This window comes from Dellaglioa sp. CoH-56-MRSF-14, assembly GCF_056782115.1.
In genome coordinates this window covers 226,860-245,263 of the sequence record NZ_JBXAYB010000003.1, presented here as the reverse complement: position 1 = coordinate 245,263, position 18,404 = coordinate 226,860, and the positions used below count along the sequence as shown (strand labels likewise).

General features: G+C 34.9%; 21 protein-coding genes. 18 read left to right on the top strand and 3 right to left on the bottom strand.

The window, feature by feature from the left end; all coding sequences use genetic code 11:
• The first annotated feature begins 59 nt into the window (after positions 1-59).
• From AC1RPX_RS04840 to AC1RPX_RS04825, 4 genes are all read left to right on the top strand, one after another.
• A complete protein-coding gene (locus tag AC1RPX_RS04840) occupies positions 60-677 on the top strand; it encodes an NAD(P)H-dependent oxidoreductase (protein ID WP_481761600.1) in 618 nt (205 codons plus the stop codon).
• Between the two features lie 157 nt (positions 678-834).
• Positions 835-1,419: a sugar O-acetyltransferase gene (locus AC1RPX_RS04835; RefSeq protein ID WP_481761599.1), complete on the top strand. Its 585-nt coding sequence runs from the start codon at positions 835-837 to the stop codon at positions 1,417-1,419.
• Positions 1,420-1,534: 115 nt separating this feature from the next.
• Positions 1,535-2,452, top strand: coding sequence for an amidohydrolase family protein (locus AC1RPX_RS04830; RefSeq protein WP_481761598.1), 918 nt, complete (start codon positions 1,535-1,537; stop codon positions 2,450-2,452).
• Positions 2,453-3,124 carry a putative quinol monooxygenase gene (locus AC1RPX_RS04825; protein WP_481761597.1) on the top strand — a complete coding sequence of 224 codons (672 nt, stop codon included), beginning with the start codon at positions 2,453-2,455 and terminating at the stop codon, positions 3,122-3,124.
• Positions 3,125-3,243: 119 nt separating this feature from the next.
• Here the strand turns inward: AC1RPX_RS04825 and AC1RPX_RS04820 are convergent, their stop codons facing one another.
• Positions 3,244-3,609, bottom strand: a complete 366-nt coding sequence (locus AC1RPX_RS04820; RefSeq protein WP_481761596.1) for a DUF805 domain-containing protein — start codon at positions 3,607-3,609, stop codon at positions 3,244-3,246.
• A gap of 225 nt (positions 3,610-3,834) precedes the next feature.
• Between AC1RPX_RS04820 and AC1RPX_RS04815 the strand changes: the two genes are divergently transcribed.
• The 14 genes from AC1RPX_RS04815 (at position 3,835) to recA (ending at position 16,441) form a co-directional block, all read left to right on the top strand.
• Positions 3,835-4,050 (top strand): helix-turn-helix transcriptional regulator, encoded by a 216-nt coding sequence (locus AC1RPX_RS04815; RefSeq protein ID WP_481761595.1) that lies wholly within the window; start codon positions 3,835-3,837, stop codon positions 4,048-4,050.
• Between the two features lies 1 nt (position 4,051).
• Entirely contained in the window at positions 4,052-4,489 is a 438-nt protein-coding gene (locus AC1RPX_RS04810) for a hypothetical protein (protein WP_481761594.1), read from the top strand.
• Between the two features lie 34 nt (positions 4,490-4,523).
• Positions 4,524-5,228 (top strand): hypothetical protein, encoded by a 705-nt coding sequence (locus AC1RPX_RS04805; RefSeq protein ID WP_481761593.1) that lies wholly within the window; start codon positions 4,524-4,526, stop codon positions 5,226-5,228.
• 61 nt (positions 5,229-5,289) lie between these two features.
• Positions 5,290-7,041: a DNA helicase RecQ gene (gene recQ / locus AC1RPX_RS04800; protein ID WP_481761592.1), complete on the top strand. Its 1,752-nt coding sequence runs from the start codon at positions 5,290-5,292 to the stop codon at positions 7,039-7,041.
• A gap of 20 nt (positions 7,042-7,061) precedes the next feature.
• Positions 7,062-7,523, top strand: a complete 462-nt coding sequence (locus tag AC1RPX_RS04795; protein WP_481761591.1) for an ASCH domain-containing protein — start codon at positions 7,062-7,064, stop codon at positions 7,521-7,523.
• Positions 7,524-7,527: 4 nt separating this feature from the next.
• Complete coding sequence (locus AC1RPX_RS04790) at positions 7,528-7,908, top strand: VOC family protein (protein ID WP_481761590.1); 381 nt, start codon at positions 7,528-7,530, stop codon at positions 7,906-7,908.
• Between the two features lie 135 nt (positions 7,909-8,043).
• Positions 8,044-8,988, top strand: coding sequence for a Gfo/Idh/MocA family protein (locus AC1RPX_RS04785; RefSeq protein ID WP_481761589.1), 945 nt, complete (start codon positions 8,044-8,046; stop codon positions 8,986-8,988).
• Positions 8,989-9,200: 212 nt separating this feature from the next.
• Positions 9,201-10,661 (top strand): glycoside hydrolase family 1 protein, encoded by a 1,461-nt coding sequence (locus tag AC1RPX_RS04780; RefSeq protein WP_481761588.1) that lies wholly within the window; start codon positions 9,201-9,203, stop codon positions 10,659-10,661.
• A gap of 11 nt (positions 10,662-10,672) precedes the next feature.
• Entirely contained in the window at positions 10,673-11,344 is a 672-nt protein-coding gene (locus AC1RPX_RS04775; RefSeq protein WP_481761587.1) for an N-acetylmannosamine-6-phosphate 2-epimerase, read from the top strand.
• Positions 11,345-11,545: 201 nt separating this feature from the next.
• Entirely contained in the window at positions 11,546-12,127 is a 582-nt protein-coding gene (locus tag AC1RPX_RS04770) for a sugar O-acetyltransferase (protein WP_409022058.1), read from the top strand.
• A gap of 221 nt (positions 12,128-12,348) precedes the next feature.
• Positions 12,349-13,926, top strand: coding sequence for a BCCT family transporter (locus AC1RPX_RS04765; protein WP_481761586.1), 1,578 nt, complete (start codon positions 12,349-12,351; stop codon positions 13,924-13,926).
• 239 nt (positions 13,927-14,165) lie between these two features.
• Positions 14,166-14,471: a rhodanese-like domain-containing protein gene (locus AC1RPX_RS04760; RefSeq protein WP_481761585.1), complete on the top strand. Its 306-nt coding sequence runs from the start codon at positions 14,166-14,168 to the stop codon at positions 14,469-14,471.
• Positions 14,472-14,639: 168 nt separating this feature from the next.
• The gene (locus AC1RPX_RS04755) at positions 14,640-15,065 is read left to right on the top strand and encodes a MarR family winged helix-turn-helix transcriptional regulator (RefSeq protein WP_409022061.1); all 426 of its coding nucleotides are present in this window, start codon (positions 14,640-14,642) and stop codon (positions 15,063-15,065) included.
• 215 nt (positions 15,066-15,280) lie between these two features.
• Complete coding sequence (gene recA / locus AC1RPX_RS04750; RefSeq protein WP_481761584.1) at positions 15,281-16,441, top strand: recombinase RecA; 1,161 nt, start codon at positions 15,281-15,283, stop codon at positions 16,439-16,441.
• Positions 16,442-16,555: 114 nt separating this feature from the next.
• Here recA and AC1RPX_RS04745 read toward each other — a convergent pair whose 3' ends face one another.
• Positions 16,556-16,966 (bottom strand): hypothetical protein, encoded by a 411-nt coding sequence (locus AC1RPX_RS04745; RefSeq protein ID WP_481761583.1) that lies wholly within the window; start codon positions 16,964-16,966, stop codon positions 16,556-16,558.
• Complete coding sequence (locus tag AC1RPX_RS04740; RefSeq protein ID WP_481761582.1) at positions 16,959-18,269, bottom strand: Y-family DNA polymerase; 1,311 nt, start codon at positions 18,267-18,269, stop codon at positions 16,959-16,961. The genes AC1RPX_RS04745 and AC1RPX_RS04740 overlap by 8 nt, the downstream gene beginning before the upstream one ends.
• Between the last annotated feature and the right edge of the window lie 135 nt (positions 18,270-18,404).

Sequence of the window (18,404 nt, the reverse complement as noted above, 5' to 3'; positions counted from 1 at the left end):
TTATATAAAGTCATTAAAGTCGGAAAATTTATTAAACTAATTAAAAGAGGTTATTGAACATGAAAAAAATTTGTATTATATTTGATCATCCCTACACTGCAGACGCTGGATACAATGAATTGCACAATAGGAGTTATTCAGCGGCATTACTAGTTAGTGCTAAAGCAGCGTATGAAAAAGAGGGCTGTATTGTGGACGTAATTGATTTGCATAAAGATGGGTTTGATCCTGTAATGCACCAAGAAGACCTAATATCTTGGCGTAAGAAGATACCAACGGATTCTATGACGGCGAATTATCAAGAACGCCTCATGGCTGCAGATGAGCTTGTCTTTATTTTTCCAATCTGGTGGGAATCTATGCCAGCTATGATGAAGGGATTCTTTGACAAAGTTATTGCTAAAGGGATTCTTTATACAGAGCAGGAAAATAAAAAATTATTTAAAAATGAGATGGTTCATTTAAAGAAAGTTAAAATGGTTACAACTATGTCAACACCAGGTTGGATTTATCGAACTATCTTTGGAAATCCTGTGACTAAAATGGTATTTAGGGGAACATTCCGGAAGATGGGGTTTAACCAGTTGAAATGGTTTAACTTTGCTGCAGTTCAAGGAATGAAACTTGAAAAACGACAACAGTTGTTGAAGAAGTTTGAAAATAATATTGTGAAGTAAGAGGGTTCAACCTGATTGGGTAAATACAATTAGGTTGGCTCTTTTTTAATATCACTAGAACCGAATCTTTTGAATTTAGTTCAGTTAATTTAAGTAGTATAATACAATTGAATTATTAAGGAAGAAAAGGGCGTCAAATAGTGAATGGAGGGGCAAAATGATGACAGAACATGAAAAATTATTGGCAGGTCAAGATTATGATTATCGCGACCCAGAATTACAGGGTATGATTGCGGCGGGTAAAGAATTAGTCACTATAATCAATACGACAACTGACCTAGAGAAAAGAGCAACAGCAATTCACGAGTTGTTAGGGAAATCTGGGGAAGGACTCGTTATTAATGGTCAATTTAATACAGTTTATGGTAAACATATCACTGTTGGTGATGATGTTTTTATTAACGGTAATTGTACATTTCAAGATTCAAACAAAATCACATTAGGAGATCGTGTCATTGTCGCGCCAGACACGAAGTTATATTGTGGTGAACATGCATTAGATGCAACAAAACGTTTTGGAAAAAGACAAGATGGTAGTCGTTATTTAATTACTTATACTAAACCAATTACAATTGGAAACGATGTGTGGATAGGTGGAAATGTCACGATTATTGGTGGCGTTCATATTGGGGATAATGTGATTGTAGCAGCTGGTGCAGTGGTGACAAAAGATGTTCCTGACAATACAGTAGTGGGCGGCGTGCCCGCCAAAGTTATCAAACAATTAGAGCCATTAAAATAAGAAAATTTTTATATTAGGTGAGAGGAATGAGCAGGCTATTTTAGCATTTTTGCCTAGTATTAGATAATCAGCTAAATTAAAGAAACCTAAATTAGGTTGTAGGAGGGAAAAGTTAATGACAAGTATTGATGTTTTTGCACACGTTTTACCACCACATTTTTATAACGAGATGTTAGCTATTCAGCCGAACTTGCCAGAAAAAATGCCATTTATTAAACATCCCATATTGATTGATATTGAACAAAGACGCCTATTACGGAACAGAAATGTCCAACAAGTTATCTCAGCAGTCAACGTGAATCCTGAGGACTACGTAGGGCCAGAACAAGCAGCGGCATTATGCTGGCAAGCTAATAACGAAATAATTGAAATGGTTCAACAAAATGCAGACTTGTTTAAAGCGGGTATTGCAATGATACCTCTAAATAACATCGATGAAGCAACACGTATTATAAAAGAACAAGTGCTAAAAAATTCAGAATTAGTTGGCATTCAGTTATTTACGCGTGCCCTTGGAAAAAGTATTGCTGCAAAGGAATACCGGGTTATTTTTGAAATGGCTGCACAATTAAATATCCCAATTCTGTTACACCCAATTTTTGATGATCGTAAACCAGACAATAATATTATTTTTAGTTGGGAATATGAACTAGCGCAAGCAATGTTGCAATTAGTACAGTCAGGAATTTTTAATGACTATCCTACACTTAAAGTAATTGTTCATCATGCTGGGGCAATGGTGCCTTATTTTGCTGAACGAATTAACCATATTCTATCACCAGAACAGGCAGCTGATTTTAAACGTTTCTATGTAGATACTGCATTATTGGGCAATCCTAAAGCATTAGGGTTAGCAATTGATTATTATGGTGTTAGCCACGTACTGTTTGGAACTGATGCACCGTTAGGGATTGCGCCAGCTGGAGCAACGGATGCCATAATTGAAGCTTTAGATCAGTTGAATCTTTCGAAAGATGATCGAGCCCTGATTAATTATGGAAATTATAATCGTTTGATGGGATTGGGTGAATAAATGATAGAACTTAAGAATGCCCCATTATTAAGACTATTCAAACTTAAAATTAAGCTATCTGATCGTGAAAGATTTGAAAAAGCAGGGATGATTAATTTAACGACCTCAATTCAGCAAGAAAAAGGAACTTTGGCGATGTACAGTGTACATTTGGATGAGGCGGGTACTGAAAATATTGTGATTGAATCTTATCAAGACGAAGATCAATATCAAAAACATGCAAATTCGGCTCAATTTAAAATGTTTAGTAATATCGCATCTCAGGCAGTAATTGAAAAATCGATGATTAATTTATCCCCAGAATTACTGTTAGAAAAAACAACAGCCTTGCATGAATTGAAGCCTGACAGAGCTATACTCAAAGTAACAAGTATTGAAATAGAGCCGAATAGGGTTAAAGAATTTAGAGAAGTTTCATTGAATACTATGAAACAATCATTTGAAAATGAAGCAGGACTCTTAGTGACATACATTGCTTCTGTAGATGGAGATTTAAATCAATGGATTTTCGTTGAAATTTACCGGAGTGACGAGGATTACCAAGCTCATTTACAAACAATGAATTTTAAAAAATATGTAACAGAGACGAAAAAAATGGTGCTTAATAAACGAATAGAGACACCTGTAGCAGATGTTTTAGTTAATCAGGGTGGATTATTTTTTGAAAAATGAAGATAGAGCGGTAATCAAGTTAGTCGATTACAGTGCTATCTTTTTAATTTTCCGTAAACAAAAGAGGTGCTGATAAATTTTATCAGCACCTCTTATTAATAATCGAGTATCAATATAATTTAACCCCAGCGATTTGATTTTCTGGGTAAAACCATTAAAATAAAGAACCAAATACTACCGACTAATGGAACGAATTGGATTAAAATCCACCAACCAGAACGATCAGTATCATGTAAACGACGAACTGAAACAGCAAAGTTTGCAATCCAGACGATAAACATAACAATATTTCGACTTGTCATAAAAGTAAGTTCACTAAAATTATAAATCGAATCGATAGGATGGCCAACGAGTGACGTATAAAAATAAATAATAATTGCTCCTAGAATACTATTAATAATCGTAGGCCACCAATAGTCTGATCTATTCGATGTGTCAGAAAAATTAAAAATATTTTCCCAGAAATTTTTGTATGATTGAACCATATGCTTAATCCTCCTTTTTAAAACGTTTTATTTAGTTAAAAGACATCGTTAGATTATTAAATTAGTTAATCTGACGATGTTTATTTAATTATAGTATAAATAAATAGAAATTTATATTGATATGCTTGGTGCCAGAAATAATCAGCTAGTTGACTTAAGAAAATAATTATTATATTATGAAGTTAACTTCACATGAAGTATATTTCATATTGAAAGGTGTTCATTATGCAAAATAAAGTTAAAGAATACAGAACTAAGCTTGAATTAACACAGGAACAGTTAGCTGAGAAAGTTCAAGTTTCTAGTCGAACAATTATCTCACTTGAAAAAGGTAAATATAAGCCATCTATAATGTTGGCCTATCGTTTGAGTTTATTGTTTGATTGTCAGATTGAAGCGTTATTTCAGCTAAAGGAAAATTTAGAGATGGAGGAGAATTAAAATGAAAATCTATAGTTATCGACATTTTTTTGTAGGTTTATTTTTTATGTTTGTGGGGATTGCCTCAATTTGGATAATGAACTTAGATTTTAAAGATGCTTTTGATTGGTCAAAATTGATTAGATCATTTATTAATGTTGTCTTATCATTTGGAATTGCGGCCTATCAATTTTATATAACTTTTTCTAAAAAAGGACTGAAAGAAGAACAGCTGGAGAATGTGGATGAACGAAATAAGTTAATTGATCAGTCTGTGAACGCAATGATTGGAAAAATTATGAATAGCATGATTTTAATTCTAGCGTTTGGGTTTATCATTTTGTGGGCATTTCTAAAAGTAAGTACGTTATTATGGATTGGTGCACTACTTTTCTTTTTGTATACGAATATAATAATCATTTCAATAATATTAGCGATATACTACGAGAAAAAGCTTTAATAATAGAGGCGTAACAGGTTAGGAGATTTTTGGCATGAAGAAAAATATGTTAATATCAATCGGTTTTTTGATGGTAGTTTTTTTAGGTATCTTAGGATTTAAAACATTAATTCAAGTTAAAGATACACAACCGGCTAGTTGGGCAGAAATCAGTCGAATTCAACCGACAGAAAATATAAAATTAACCCAAAAATACAAAATTAACGCAGGAACAAATGGCTTACCAGTCCAAGCAAAAATAGTCGTCGGTGGTGATGCTATATTACCGCATAAAAATTATGCTACACCCGCTGATTGGACCATTAAAAAAGGGTCCAAAGATGCATCAAATATGAAAGTTGTATTTAATCTTAAAAATTCGAAAGTACGTGGCACTAAGGTACAATTAAATACGTCAGATGCGTATTCTGGAGGACCAATGCCTGCCACGGTTCCAATTGAGATTGGACAAATTCAAGGCAAATTACAAGAAGAATATGGTCATTTTAAGGAAACGGCAACTATTGAAATTGGAGATAACACTTGGTATCTAAGCGTTATCCTTGAACCTAAAGTTAATTCAATTCACTATCTTTATTATCGAATTGAAGACACAAGTAGTGTTAGTGATTCGACAATTGTCGTTGATTATATGACTAAACTTAGGGCAGCTCAACAAAATCCCGCGGGACTAATGAATGATTTGGGTGATGTTGAAGCGGTCATTAAAACACTTTCTAAAACATCTGTGGCGTCTTAACCTATGCTATAATTTAAAGACATAGAATTATCTGAGAAAATGAGCAAAGAGAAAGGATTATATGAATCCACAATCAGTTTTAAAAGAAAAATTTGGGTACGACAATTTTCGCCAAGGTCAAAAAGAAGTTATTGATCGTATTCTAACGGGTGAAGATGTTTTAGCTATTATGCCTACAGGCGGCGGAAAATCGCTATGTTACCAAATTCCAGCACTTATATTAGATGGACTAACGTTAGTGATATCTCCTTTAATTTCTTTAATGAAGGATCAAGTTGATGCTTTAAATGAAAATGGCATTCCAGCAACCTTTATCAATAGTACGCTAGATTACACGGAGGTTCGTGAACGCTTTAATCAAGCTGCTCGTGGTGAAGTTAAGTTACTTTATGTGTCACCAGAACGATTAGATTCTGATGGTTTTATGGCAGATTTAGCGGAATTAAGAATTGATCTTGTCGCTATTGATGAAGCGCACTGTATCTCACAATGGGGGCACGATTTCCGTCCTAGTTATTTACGCTTAACGGAAACGATTCAACGTTTGAATTCGAATCCGACGATTATTGCATTAACAGCGACAGCGACAACTCAAGTAGCTGCGGATATTATGCAACGATTATCGATTATACATGAAGTTAAAACTGGGTTTTCACGTGAAAATTTAGCCTTCCAAGTCGTTAAAGATCAAAATAGTGATCGTTTCTTACTCGAGTATTTAAAGGGACAGAAACAACAATCTGGTATTATTTATGCAAGTACGCGTAAAGAAGTCGAACGGTTAACGAAATTAATAAAAAAAGCTAAGATTAAAGTGGCGATGTATCACGGCGGGTTGCAAGAAGATGAACGTCGTCAGAATCAGGAAGACTTCTTGTACGATCGTGTTCAGGTAATGATTGCGACGAATGCATTTGGGATGGGAATTGATAAAAGTAATGTTCGATTTGTAATCCATGATCAGATACCTGGTAGTTTAGAAGCTTATTATCAAGAAGCCGGACGTGCTGGACGAGATGGCTTGCCAAGTGAAGCAATTTTACTTTTTAATTTAAAAGATGTTCAGATTCAACATTTTTTCATTGACCAATCTGAAATGGATGATGTTAATAAAAAACATGAGTATTTAAAATTACAAGAAATGACGCAATACGCAAACACGCAACAGTGTTTACAACAGACAATTGTGAATTATTTTGGCGATGAAGCACCAGAATGTGGCCGTTGCGGCAATTGCTTGGATACACGAGATGCACAAGATATTTCGATTGATGCCCAAAAGGTTTTATCATGTGTAAAACGGATGGGTGAACATTTTGGTAAAGGGTTAGTCGCACAAGTTTTAACAGGTTCAAAAGTCCAAAAGGTGATGCAGTTTAGATTTGATGAATTACCTACGTATGGACTGATGAAAGATCAATCGCAGAAGGAAGTTTCTGGATTGATTGATTATTTAGTTGCGTCAGGTTTTTTACAGGCTTCAAGCGGCCAATATCCGGTTCTGCAACTTGCTGCAGAAGGAGTTGGCGTCTTAAAAGGTGAAACTAAAGTTACACGTAAAATGGCTGTAAAAGTTAAACAAGCATTACCTGAAGATAATGAACTATTTGAAGAATTAAGACAATTACGTCGCGAATTAGCAGAGGAACAAGGTGTACCGCCATTTGTTATCTTCTCTGATAAAACGTTATATTCAATGTGTGAGGTTATGCCGGAAACGTTAACTGATATGTTGGATGTTAAAGGTGTTGGTGAAAGTAAATTGGAAAAATATGGTGAGTTGTTCTTAGATATATTAAACGCAGAAGATTAAATTCTTGAAGGAGAGTTCATATGACAATTTATGAGTATTGGCAAGCATTTAAAAAGGCAAATAAAATTGAACATGATAATTATGATGCATGGTCATTTGGCGTCACTAAGAAAGAAACGTTAGAATTAGGTAAATTAGTTTTAGATGGTCTTAAAACAGGGACATCGTCAGCTTATAATTTATATTTTGATGAAGAACCTTTACCAAAAGTTGGCGATTACAATGTCATTGTTGATTATAAAGATAATCCAATGGCGATTACGAAAACAATAAAAGTTTATGTGACACCATTTAACGAAGTTACAGAAGAGCATGCTTTTCTTGAAGGCGAAGGCGATAGAAATTTAGCTTATTGGCGAAGTGTTCATCAATCTTTTTTTGAAGAAGAATTAGAAAGTGTTAATAAGACATTTGATGAGACAATGCCAGTGGTTTGTGAGGAATTTGAATTAGTTTTTCCGATTGAAACAACGGAGGTTTAAGCAAATGAAAATCGAACACGTTGGTTTATGGGTAGAAAATCTTGAAGCAATGCGTGATTTTTATGTGACTAATTTTAAGGCAACTTTTGGTGTGCGTTATGACAATGGGACTAAAGGATTTTCGTCATACTTTTTGAGCTTTCCAGATGGTCAAGCAAGATTAGAAATTATGACGAGAACGGATATTACAGATCGCTATCCTGATGGATTTGGTTATGCACATTTAGCCTTTTCTGTTGAGAATCATGTGACCGTTGATCAAATGGTGATTGATTTTAAAAAATCTGGAATAGAAGTTGTTAGTGGCCCTCGGACAACAGGGGATGGCTATTATGAAGCAGTCATTTTGGACCCTGAAGGAAACAAAATTGAACTTGTAGGTTAAAAAATAAGATTGAATCACGAGAAGGTCACCCCGGAAATGGGGTGACCTTTTTGAGTTTGAAATTTAATTTGGTGCATACTGTATGAGTCGGCTATAATTAATGAAAACGGTTAAATAGAAATGGAGATAAGAACAATGAATTTTGGAATTATTGGTTACGGTAATATTGCAAAGCGATTTTATGAAAGTATTCGATATACAAAAAATGGACAAGTTACAGCAATTGGATCAAAGTCATTATTTAATGACGATGTGTTTAAAGCGAATAATCCAGATATAACCATTTATGATTCATATCAAGCTCTTTTAGGCGATGATTCGATTGATGGCGTTTATATCGCATTGCCACATATGTTGCATAAAGAGTGGTCACTAAAGGCGTTGAAGCTAAATATTCCGGTATTTTGTGAAAAACCGGCTGTACTAACAACGACAGATATGAAAGAAATTGAATTAGCTTCAAGTGAAAATCAAACCTTATTTGTTGAAGCGTTTAAAACAAAATTTAACATCGGTATGGATCATTTAAAACAAGATTTAGCTTCAATCGGACCCATCCAAACCATGTCAGCTAACTTTTGTTCTAATGCCATTCCATCTCAAAAAGCAACTTCATATTTACTTCAAAAAGGACAGGGTGGTGCTTTGAACGATATCGGTACTTATCCAATTGGTTTTGTGTTAGAAATTTTAGGTTCAGATATTTCGCATATTGAATCAAAATTAGACATGCATAATGGGATTGATGAAAAATTTTCAGCAACGATACATTTTGAAAAAGGCGCTCAGGCACTCATTGAAGGCGCAATAAATGAAGCTAAACCGCGAGTTGCGATTATTGTTGGGCAACAAGGTCGTATCGTTATTCCAATGTATAATCGAATTGAAAAATATACGATTGAATTAAATGATGGACAAAAAATTAATCGGGACTATAGTATCGTTGGAGATGATATGACGCTTGAAATTCAAGCTTTTATTAATCTAGTTGAAATTGGTGCAAAGACTTGTGAGCGACATAGCCTACAGGATACGTTTAATATTATTCAGGTTATTGAAAAAATAAGGCAAGGTGAGTAAGCCTTTAAACTAACTTTGACAGCGCTTACTATATTTGATATACTTAATTTGTCAAATAAGGGCTGTAACTGATTCGATCAGGCATTACCTATTGATAACTATTTGTTTAGTTATCAATAGGTAATTTTTTTGAAAAAAACTAGTAAAACCTCTATTTGAAATAGTTCACAGATACATAAGTTAAACAAAAAACTTTGAAGGAGTGTATTAATATGTATAAAACAGATTATCCAAAAGGGTTTAAAAAAGGTTTCTTATGGGGTGGCGCAACAGCTGCAAACCAAGTTGAAGGTGGCTGGGATTTAGATGGCAAAGGGATGACTACTGCTGAAGTTATTCGTAAATCTGAAAAAAGAACAGAAATGAATCTTGGTTCTGTCACAATGAAAGTCATTGAAGAAGCGATGGACGATAAAACCACTGACCATTATCCAAAACGTCGTGGGATTGATTTCTATCATAATTATAAAGAAGATATTAAATTATTTGCAGAAATGGGTTTTAAAACATACCGGATGTCTATGGCATGGGCACGAATTTTTCCAAATGGTAATGAAACGGAACCCAATGAAGCTGGGTTAGCATTTTATGACCGCGTTTTTGATGAGTTAGCTAAGTATGATATTGAACCTGTTGTCACATTATCGCATTATGAAATGCCACTTGATTTGACAGTTAAACAAAATGGGTGGGTAAGCCGTGACACAATTGCTAGTTTTACACATTACACGGACGTTGTACTTAACCGTTTTAAAGATAAGGTTAAATATTGGTTAACGTTTAACGAAATTAATGTTAGCTCATTTGGTTTCATGGAAACGGGTGCTGTTGACAGTGAATTAACACAGAGAGAACAATTACAAATTCGGTATCAAGCTGTTCATCACCAATTTATCGCAAGTGCTTTGGTAGTTGAACAAGCACGGAAAATTAATCCTGATTTTGTGGTAGGTTGTATGCTTGCTAGAATGCAAACTTATCCATCAACGCCTAATCCAGCAGATGTTCGTGCCGCTCAAGAAAATGATAATTTAAACTTGTTCTTCACCGATGTTCAAGTCCGCGGCGAATACCCTGAATACATGAACCGCTATTTCAAAGAAAATGATGTTCATATTGTGATGGAGCCAGGGGATGAAGCTATTCTTAAAATGGGCAAAGTTGCGTTCCTTAGTTTTAGTTATTATATGTCAACGGTCACTTCAGCTGGCAAAACGGGTGATACATCGTTAGGAAATATGATTAATGGTGAAAAAAATCCTTACTTAGAAACAAGTGACTGGGGTTGGCAAATTGATCCCATTGGATTAAGAATCACATTGAATGCAATGTGGGATCGTTACCGTGTGCCACTATTTATTGTTGAAAATGGAATTGGGGCCCTAGATAAGTTAGGCGATGATGGCAAAGTTCATGATGACTATCGCATTAAGTATCTTGAAGAACATATCATTCAAATGAAAGAAGCTGTTATGGATGGTGTTGATTTAATGGGGTACACAATGTGGGGCTGCATTGATTTAATTAGCGCATCAACTTCAGAAATGAGTAAACGTTATGGGTTCATTTATGTTGATCAAGATGACGATGGAAATGGCTCATTGAAACGTTACAAGAAAGATAGTTTTGATTGGTATAAACAAGTTATTGAGACAAATGCTAGTGATATATAAAGGGAGATAATATGATGAATTTAGATGAAATAAAGAATGGGTTAGTTGTTTCTTGTCAGGCACTAGAAGGTGAACCATTATTTAGTTCATTTATCATGGGGAGAATGGCCCTTGCAGCTGAGATGGGTGGTGCTGTGGGGATACGAGCAAATTCAGTTTCTGATATTGTAGAAATTAAAAAACAAGTAAAATTACCGTTGATTGGCATAATCAAACGAGATTATGCAGATTCAGAAGTCTATATTACAGCAACGATGAAAGAAGTAGATGAATTACTGGAAACTGACGCTGAGATTATTGCATTAGATGCAACGGTTAGACAACGGCCTCATAATGAAAAGGTAACTGATTTAGTCAATAAAATTCATGAAGGAAATAGATTAGCCATGGCAGATATTTCTAATTATGAAGAAGGCGTTATGGCTGAAAAAAATGGATTTGATATGGTTTCTACAACGATGTCAGGATATACAGAATATACGGACGAAAGGGATAGCCCAGATTTTGATTTACTAGAAAAGTTAATTAAAAATCTTAAAATCCCTGTTATTATGGAGGGTCATACAACGACTCCAGAAGAAGTTAAGAGAGCATTTGATATTGGCGCATTTTCGGCAGTTGTCGGTGGCGTTATTACAAGACCTAAACAAATAACACAACTATTTGTTGATAAAATAAGTTAAATAAATCTTCTAATGATTGATGAACAGCGAATATGCTGTGAATTGTTATTAGAAGATTTTTCTGTAATAATAGGGTTAAAATTTACTCTAATTAAAATTAATCCAATTCAATTAATGTTAATAAAATAGCTTTATTTTACTGTGTTTATAGAAAATAAATTTCTATTTAACAAATCATGACATAAGTGGTATTCTTATAACATGATAAAAACTGAGAGAGAAAAGATGTCAGATGGTGAACCGTATGAGCAGTTGGATCCTGAACTAGTTGAACGACGAGAACTGATTCGGAGAAAACTGCGGACAATTAACCAGCTTGACGATAATAAGCAACAAAATACAAATATTAAAGCATTATTGGCTGATTCCGGTGAAGACTTTTGGGCCGAAACGGGAATCGAATTTGATTATGGATTTAATATTCATATCGGAAATCACTTTTATGCGAACTACCATTTAACGATGTTGGACACTTGTCCAATCACAATTGGTGATCATTGTTACATTGGACCAGACGTTGGATTTTACACGCCAGTACACCCCTTATCTGCAAAATTACGTGATGCGGATGTTGAAATGGGTAAACCAATTACGGTTGGTGATAGTGTCTGGATGGGTGGACACGTCACGATTTTACCAGGAGTTACGATTGGTAATCGAGTCGTTGTCGGCGCTGGATCTGTGGTCACAAAATCGTTTGGTGATGATCTCGTAATTGCGGGTAACCCGGCACGAATTATTCGTTATCTAGATGATAACGGTGACGTGAGTCCAGGTAAGTGATTCGATAGAATATTATAATTTACGTTATGAGTATTTGTATAAGATAGCAAAGCTAACAAGCACGCTGTGCAGATATCCCTAGTGGAGAAACTGTATCAGTGTGCTTTTTTTGTGCAATTAAAAGCAGAATTATCGGAGTGAGTACGGCGATGAATTAAAGATCGTGCTCTAAAATTTAGGAGGAAATTTTTATTTTAGAAAAACAGAATATCGACAAAAAAATGTTTTTACCGACTGTGGCATTATTTATTTTAGTATCAGTTGGATTATTACTCGGTGGGTCTGGTTTGAAGGCAGAATTAGGTTCAATAATGGATGCTATTACGGCCCACTTGAGTTGGGCTTACCTTGGTATCTATATTCTCAATTTTGTTTTCTTTTTATATATTGCATTAAGCCATTATGGCAAAATTACATTGGGTAATAAAGGCGAAAAGCCGGCATACAGTGATTTTAAATGGGGTAGTATGGTATTTGCGACGGCCATTGATGCCAGTATTTTAATGCTTAGCATGGTTGATCCACTTCGCTACGTGCAACAACCTTTGTTTGGTGCTAAAGCGATGTCTCCTGCTAATTATCAAAATGCTCACATGTTAGGTCAATTTGATTGGGGTCCAATGGCGTGGATGATGTTTGCATCTTCAGCTGTAATTATTTCATACGTTATGTACGTTAAAAAAGCGAAAGTTATGTGTGTTAGTGATGTGATTCCTATGTTAAAAGGGGATCAGCCTTATAAAAAAATCTTACGAAAAATAATTGATTTTCTTGTCGTTTTCGGTATTATGGGCGGTGTTGGTTCATCAGTTGGGATGGAAATACCTGTATTATCAAAAATTATCGCAACATTAACGGGAGTCCAAGATACAATACTTTTAAAATTAGCATTATTTGTTGTCCTGTTCAGCATTTTCACGTTAACCATGTTTAAAGGAATTAAGGGTGGGATTGATCGATTGAGTTCAGCTCATATTTGGACAGCCATTGGCTTTTTGTTAATTGTTCTGTTAGTTGGACCAACGGTTTATATTTTGAAGTCAGAAGGTAACAGTCTTGTACTGATGGTTACTCAGTTTGTAGCAATGAGTACAGGGACAGCTTCAGGATTAGGTCATGCGATTGACCCTGTTAAATCGGAAACTATTTTCTATTGGGGTTGGTGGTTAACTTTCATGCCATTCATGGGCTTATTCATTGCTAGAATTTCGCGTGGACGAACGATTCGTCAGGTGATATTAGGGATGCTTGCGTATGGTGCTTTAGGATGTATGAGTTTCTACGCAATCTTAGGTGGTTATTCACTCTATTTACAACAAAGTGGAGCTGCTGATTTAATTCATACACTGAATGTATATGGTCAAGCTGCAGCAATTGCACAAGTTATTTCAACATTGCCATTTAAATACGTAATGTTAGTTATCTATGCGATTTCATGTTTTATCTTCTTAGCAACGACGATTTCATCATCTGCATTTATCGTGTCGTCGTTTACTAGTACAAAACTCAAACCGACAGAGCAACCAAGTTTGTTTAACCGCTTGGTTTGGATGGGAATTTTCATGTTATTCTCATTTGGTATCGTCTTCGTTGGTGGTTTTAAAACAATCCAAGCTATCTGTTTATTAGCTGGGTTCCCATTAATTTTTGTGTCACTGTTATTGATTATTTCAACGTGGCAGTACTTAGCCGAAGATCGTTCAACGGAAAGTGCTCATGATTCATTGGTTAAAATTTTTGGAAAATTAAAGAAGAACTTAGTTTCTTATCAACATGTGATACATGATAGTAATAATTAAATATAAAGAGGCCACTCCGTTATTATGGAGTGGCTTTTTAGTACCCATTTTTAGTATTATGTTATAACCTACGCTGTTCCCAATTAAAAAGAGACGTAAGTCTTACCTTAGAGCCTTCTAAATCTATCAATATTAAAATCTAAATATTTGAAAAATATGAAATAAAAACATATGATAATATAGATAATAAATTGATACAGACTAATAAAAACCATAACTAAATAAAAGAGGGTAACTAAATGAACTTTGAAGATGATATTCCAACAATTACGACTACGGAACTTGACCTATTATTAGCACAAAAGCCACAGATTATTGATGTTCGAGAAGATGACGAGTTTGCTGAAGGCCATATTCCTGGGTCAATTAATATTCCGTTAGATGAAGTTGACGATTATGAATTAACAGGTAAAGCATATATTATTTGTCGATCAGGACGTCGTAGTGCACAAGCTGCAGATATCCTATTTGAAAAAGGTTATGATGTTGTTGATGTATATGGCGGAATGCTTAGCTGGCAAGGTTCAACAGTTACAGGTAGTTAAACGTTTTCAGTGATAACATATTTTTATTAAAATCGGGGACGTATTACTTGTGTATACGCCTCTTTTTACATTATAATAAGTCAAATAAACATTTATGTATTAGAAATCAATAATTTTTTGCTTTATTTTGGGTGGGAACTAAGGCGATCTATAACTAGGAGGGTCAAAATGATTGAGTTAAGTGGGACTTTCAACAAATTAAATCAGTTGTTGAGCTTGTATGGGAAACAAGATGGACTAATGAACATTAAACAATTGGGGACAATTGATACTTATTATCTAAATGCGATCGAACAGTTGAACAGTCCAACAATTGGACGCGTTTCAAAATTGTTGAATCAATCAACGCCAAATACGAATTACCATTTGAAAAAATTAATCACATTAGGATTAGTGGAAAAAAAGGCTGATATAACAGATAAACGAGTTGTTCACTTATCTGTTACGGATAAGTATAAAGGTCTAACAACTTTTAATAGTGACTTTTGGAATCAATTGGAAAGTAAATTGGAAACGCAAGTTACAGGGCAGGATCTTGCAACGTTCAGACGCGTTTTAAAAGAGACAATTAGTCAGATTGAATCGATGGAATAAGTTAAATAAATAGAAATTATTTAAGAAAATGGCGTACTTAATTAATGAGCATGCAGTATAATTGAATACATCGATACCTAGTAAGAACGATAATTGCATCGTTCTTTTTATTTTCGGTAAAGATGATTTAACGCTTGCGATATAAATTTTAATGAGGTATGATAAGTAAATGGAAACGAACAGATGTTCTACTATTGAGAGGATGGTTACTAACTATGGCTAACAGAAGTATTGCAACCGGAGACGGCAAAAGAAAAGACGGTAAAGAACGCGAAGCAGCACTAGAAAAAGCGTTATCAGCAATTACAAAAGAATTCGGACAAGGTGCCATCATGAAGATGGGGGACAAAGCTGACACGAAGATTGATGTTACTTCAACTGGGATTTTATCATTGGATTACGCATTGGGAGTTGGTGGTTTTCCTAAAGGCCGTATTGTTGAAATATACGGACCAGAAAGTTCTGGTAAAACAACAATTGCACTTCATGCAACAGCAGAAGTCCAAAAAAATGGTGGTACAGTTGCTTATATCGATGCTGAAAATGCCATGGATCCCGCATATGCAACAGCATTAGGTGTTGATATTGATGGATTACTATTATCACAGCCAGATACTGGTGAACAAGGATTAGAAATTGCAGATGCTTTGGTATCCAGTGGTGCCGTTGATCTTGTCGTTATCGATTCAGTTGCAGCTTTAGTTCCTCGTGCAGAAATTGAAGGCGAAATGGGTGACGCTCATGTTGGGTTACAAGCTCGTATGATGTCACAAGCTCTCCGTAAATTGGCTGGTTCAATCAACAAAACAAGAACAACTGTTATTTTTATTAATCAATTACGTGAAAAAGTTGGTGTCATGTTCGGTAGCCCTGAAACAACACCAGGTGGCCGTGCCTTAAAATTCTACGCAACAATTCGCTTAGATGTTCGTCGCCGTGGACAAATTAAAGATGGTACGGATGTCATTGGTAATGAAACAACTATTAAAGTTGTTAAAAACAAGGTAGCACCACCATTTAAGATTGCTGAATTAAATATGATGTACGGGTCAGGTATCTCAGCTACTGCTGATATCTTAGATCTTGCTGTTGAAAATGGTATTGCTGAAAAAGCTGGGTCATGGTTCTCATACCATGGCGAACGTTTAGGTCAAGGTAAACCAAATGTCGTTAATATTTTGGAACAAAAACCTGATATGTTACATGATATGGACCAAGAAGTTCGTGCAAAATTATTTGCACCCGATGAAGAACCTGCTAAAGAAGTTAAGGAAGAATCAGCAGCACCAAAGAAAACAACTAAAAAAGTTAAAAAAGCTGACGATGCTCCAGTGTTAGATTCAAAAATCGAAACATTAGATTTACCAGAAGCTTAATAAAAAAAATAGTAAAGTGAACCTCCAGTATTGGACCAATCCAATACTGGAGGTTTTTTTATAATTAATCAAACAAAAAAGGTAGAAGAAGTATAGTAAGTAGAAGTTATCTACTTATATACTTCTTCTACCTTCTCCATTAGTCATTTGGCTTAATGATATTGCATGAATATCATTAATTTTAACGGTGATATGATTGATAATTATATTATCTTCATACCAGCCATTAATGAGTCCCTGTATAGGTTCTAAAAGTGTATCATCCAAATTTTTATTAGTGAGATCAACAGTGACAGGGGTGGATTTAATGATTGCCAAATTGATTACTTCTGCAATTTTAGTATCATTCATCTTAATGTCATGTGTTAATTTCTGTTTTCGTGTCTCTTCGTTTAATTTTTTTGTTCGAGCCGATGTATGGTCGCTTAAATAGAATCCTTGCCATTTCATCATACCGCGATCGTGATAATCATATTTTAAAAATTGATTTATCAAATTTGCATCAACATCAGTTGTTTTACTCATAGGTATTACCCCCAGCATGGCCACCGACTAACCCAGCGCGATAAATAGCTGTTGCACCTTCAGACTTACTGGAAAGTTTTACGATCGATTTAAAACCATATTTTTTTCGTATGATGTCAATGGTATTGTCCAAGTTGTGATTCTTTTGTTCCGTATTATTAGTGTCAAACATGTCTAATTGTTGACTATTATCGTCAACTAATTTGCCACACGAAATACTAATATGTCTTAGAGCTTCATGACGCCATTTTTTTCGAAATAGGTCGATGGCATATTTTGTGATTTGGGCATTACTATTTGTTGAATCAATTTTTAATGAACTACCAAAGCCTGAATATCTTTTTCCAGAATCTGTCGTTTCGGCTAAAGAAAATCCAATGCCTAAATTAATGACAGTAGCCACTTTGTGATGAGAACGTAATCGTGCTGCTACTTGTTCTGCAATTTCACGAATAACGACTTCAATTTCAGATTGGATAACATAGTCTTTTGGTAAGACTTGGCTATTACCATAGGATTTTTCCTTGGGGGTATATTTATCATGAATGATTGAACGATCAATTCCCCAAGAAAACGCAAATAATTGGCTACCAATTACGCCAAATTTGTTTTTTAATTCATATGGGTTGAAGTGAGCTAAATCGTTCATTGAATTGATATGATTTTTTTGTAATTTTTCGGCAGTTTTAGATCCAATTGACCAGATATCGTCAAGTTGTGTTATTGGCCATAACTTATCGGGGACGTCTTCATAATGCCATTCAGCAATTAAACTATGGTTATGTTTTGCTTCAATATCCAGAGCTAATTTAGCAAGAAGTGGATTATCACCAATACCAACGGTTGTATAAATTCCTGTTTCCCCTTTGACCGCAAGTTGAATTTTACGAGCAACTTCATAGGGACTATTTCCGAAAAGTTTCCAACTAGTCGTCATATCAATAATTGACTCATCGATAGAGTATGGGTGAATATCGTCATTTGAGGCAAATTGTTGAAATAGCTTATTGATTTTTAAGTTCTCTTCTATGTAAAGATTCATTCTGGGTTGGGCAACAACTAAACGTTTATCATGAATTGGAACATCAGTAGCTCGTGATACGTTTGTGATACCAAATATTTTCTTAGCCATAGGGCTAGCAGCTAGTACTAACCCGCTACCTGTATTCTTTGCTGTAGACATAACAACGAGAATAGAGCGTAATGGATTAAGACCGCGTGCAACTGATTCGACAGAAGCATAGAAAGATTTTGAATCAATCATAAAGATGACTTTTCTAGGTTCGTTACTATAATTGTACATTCGAGGAAACCTCCTTAACATATATCCAATTATACGAACATACGTTTCTTTAGTCAATGATATTTAGTCAAGCGGTGCTATAAATAATAAAAAGAATAACTTATACCTTTATATTTAAGGTATAAGTTATTCTCT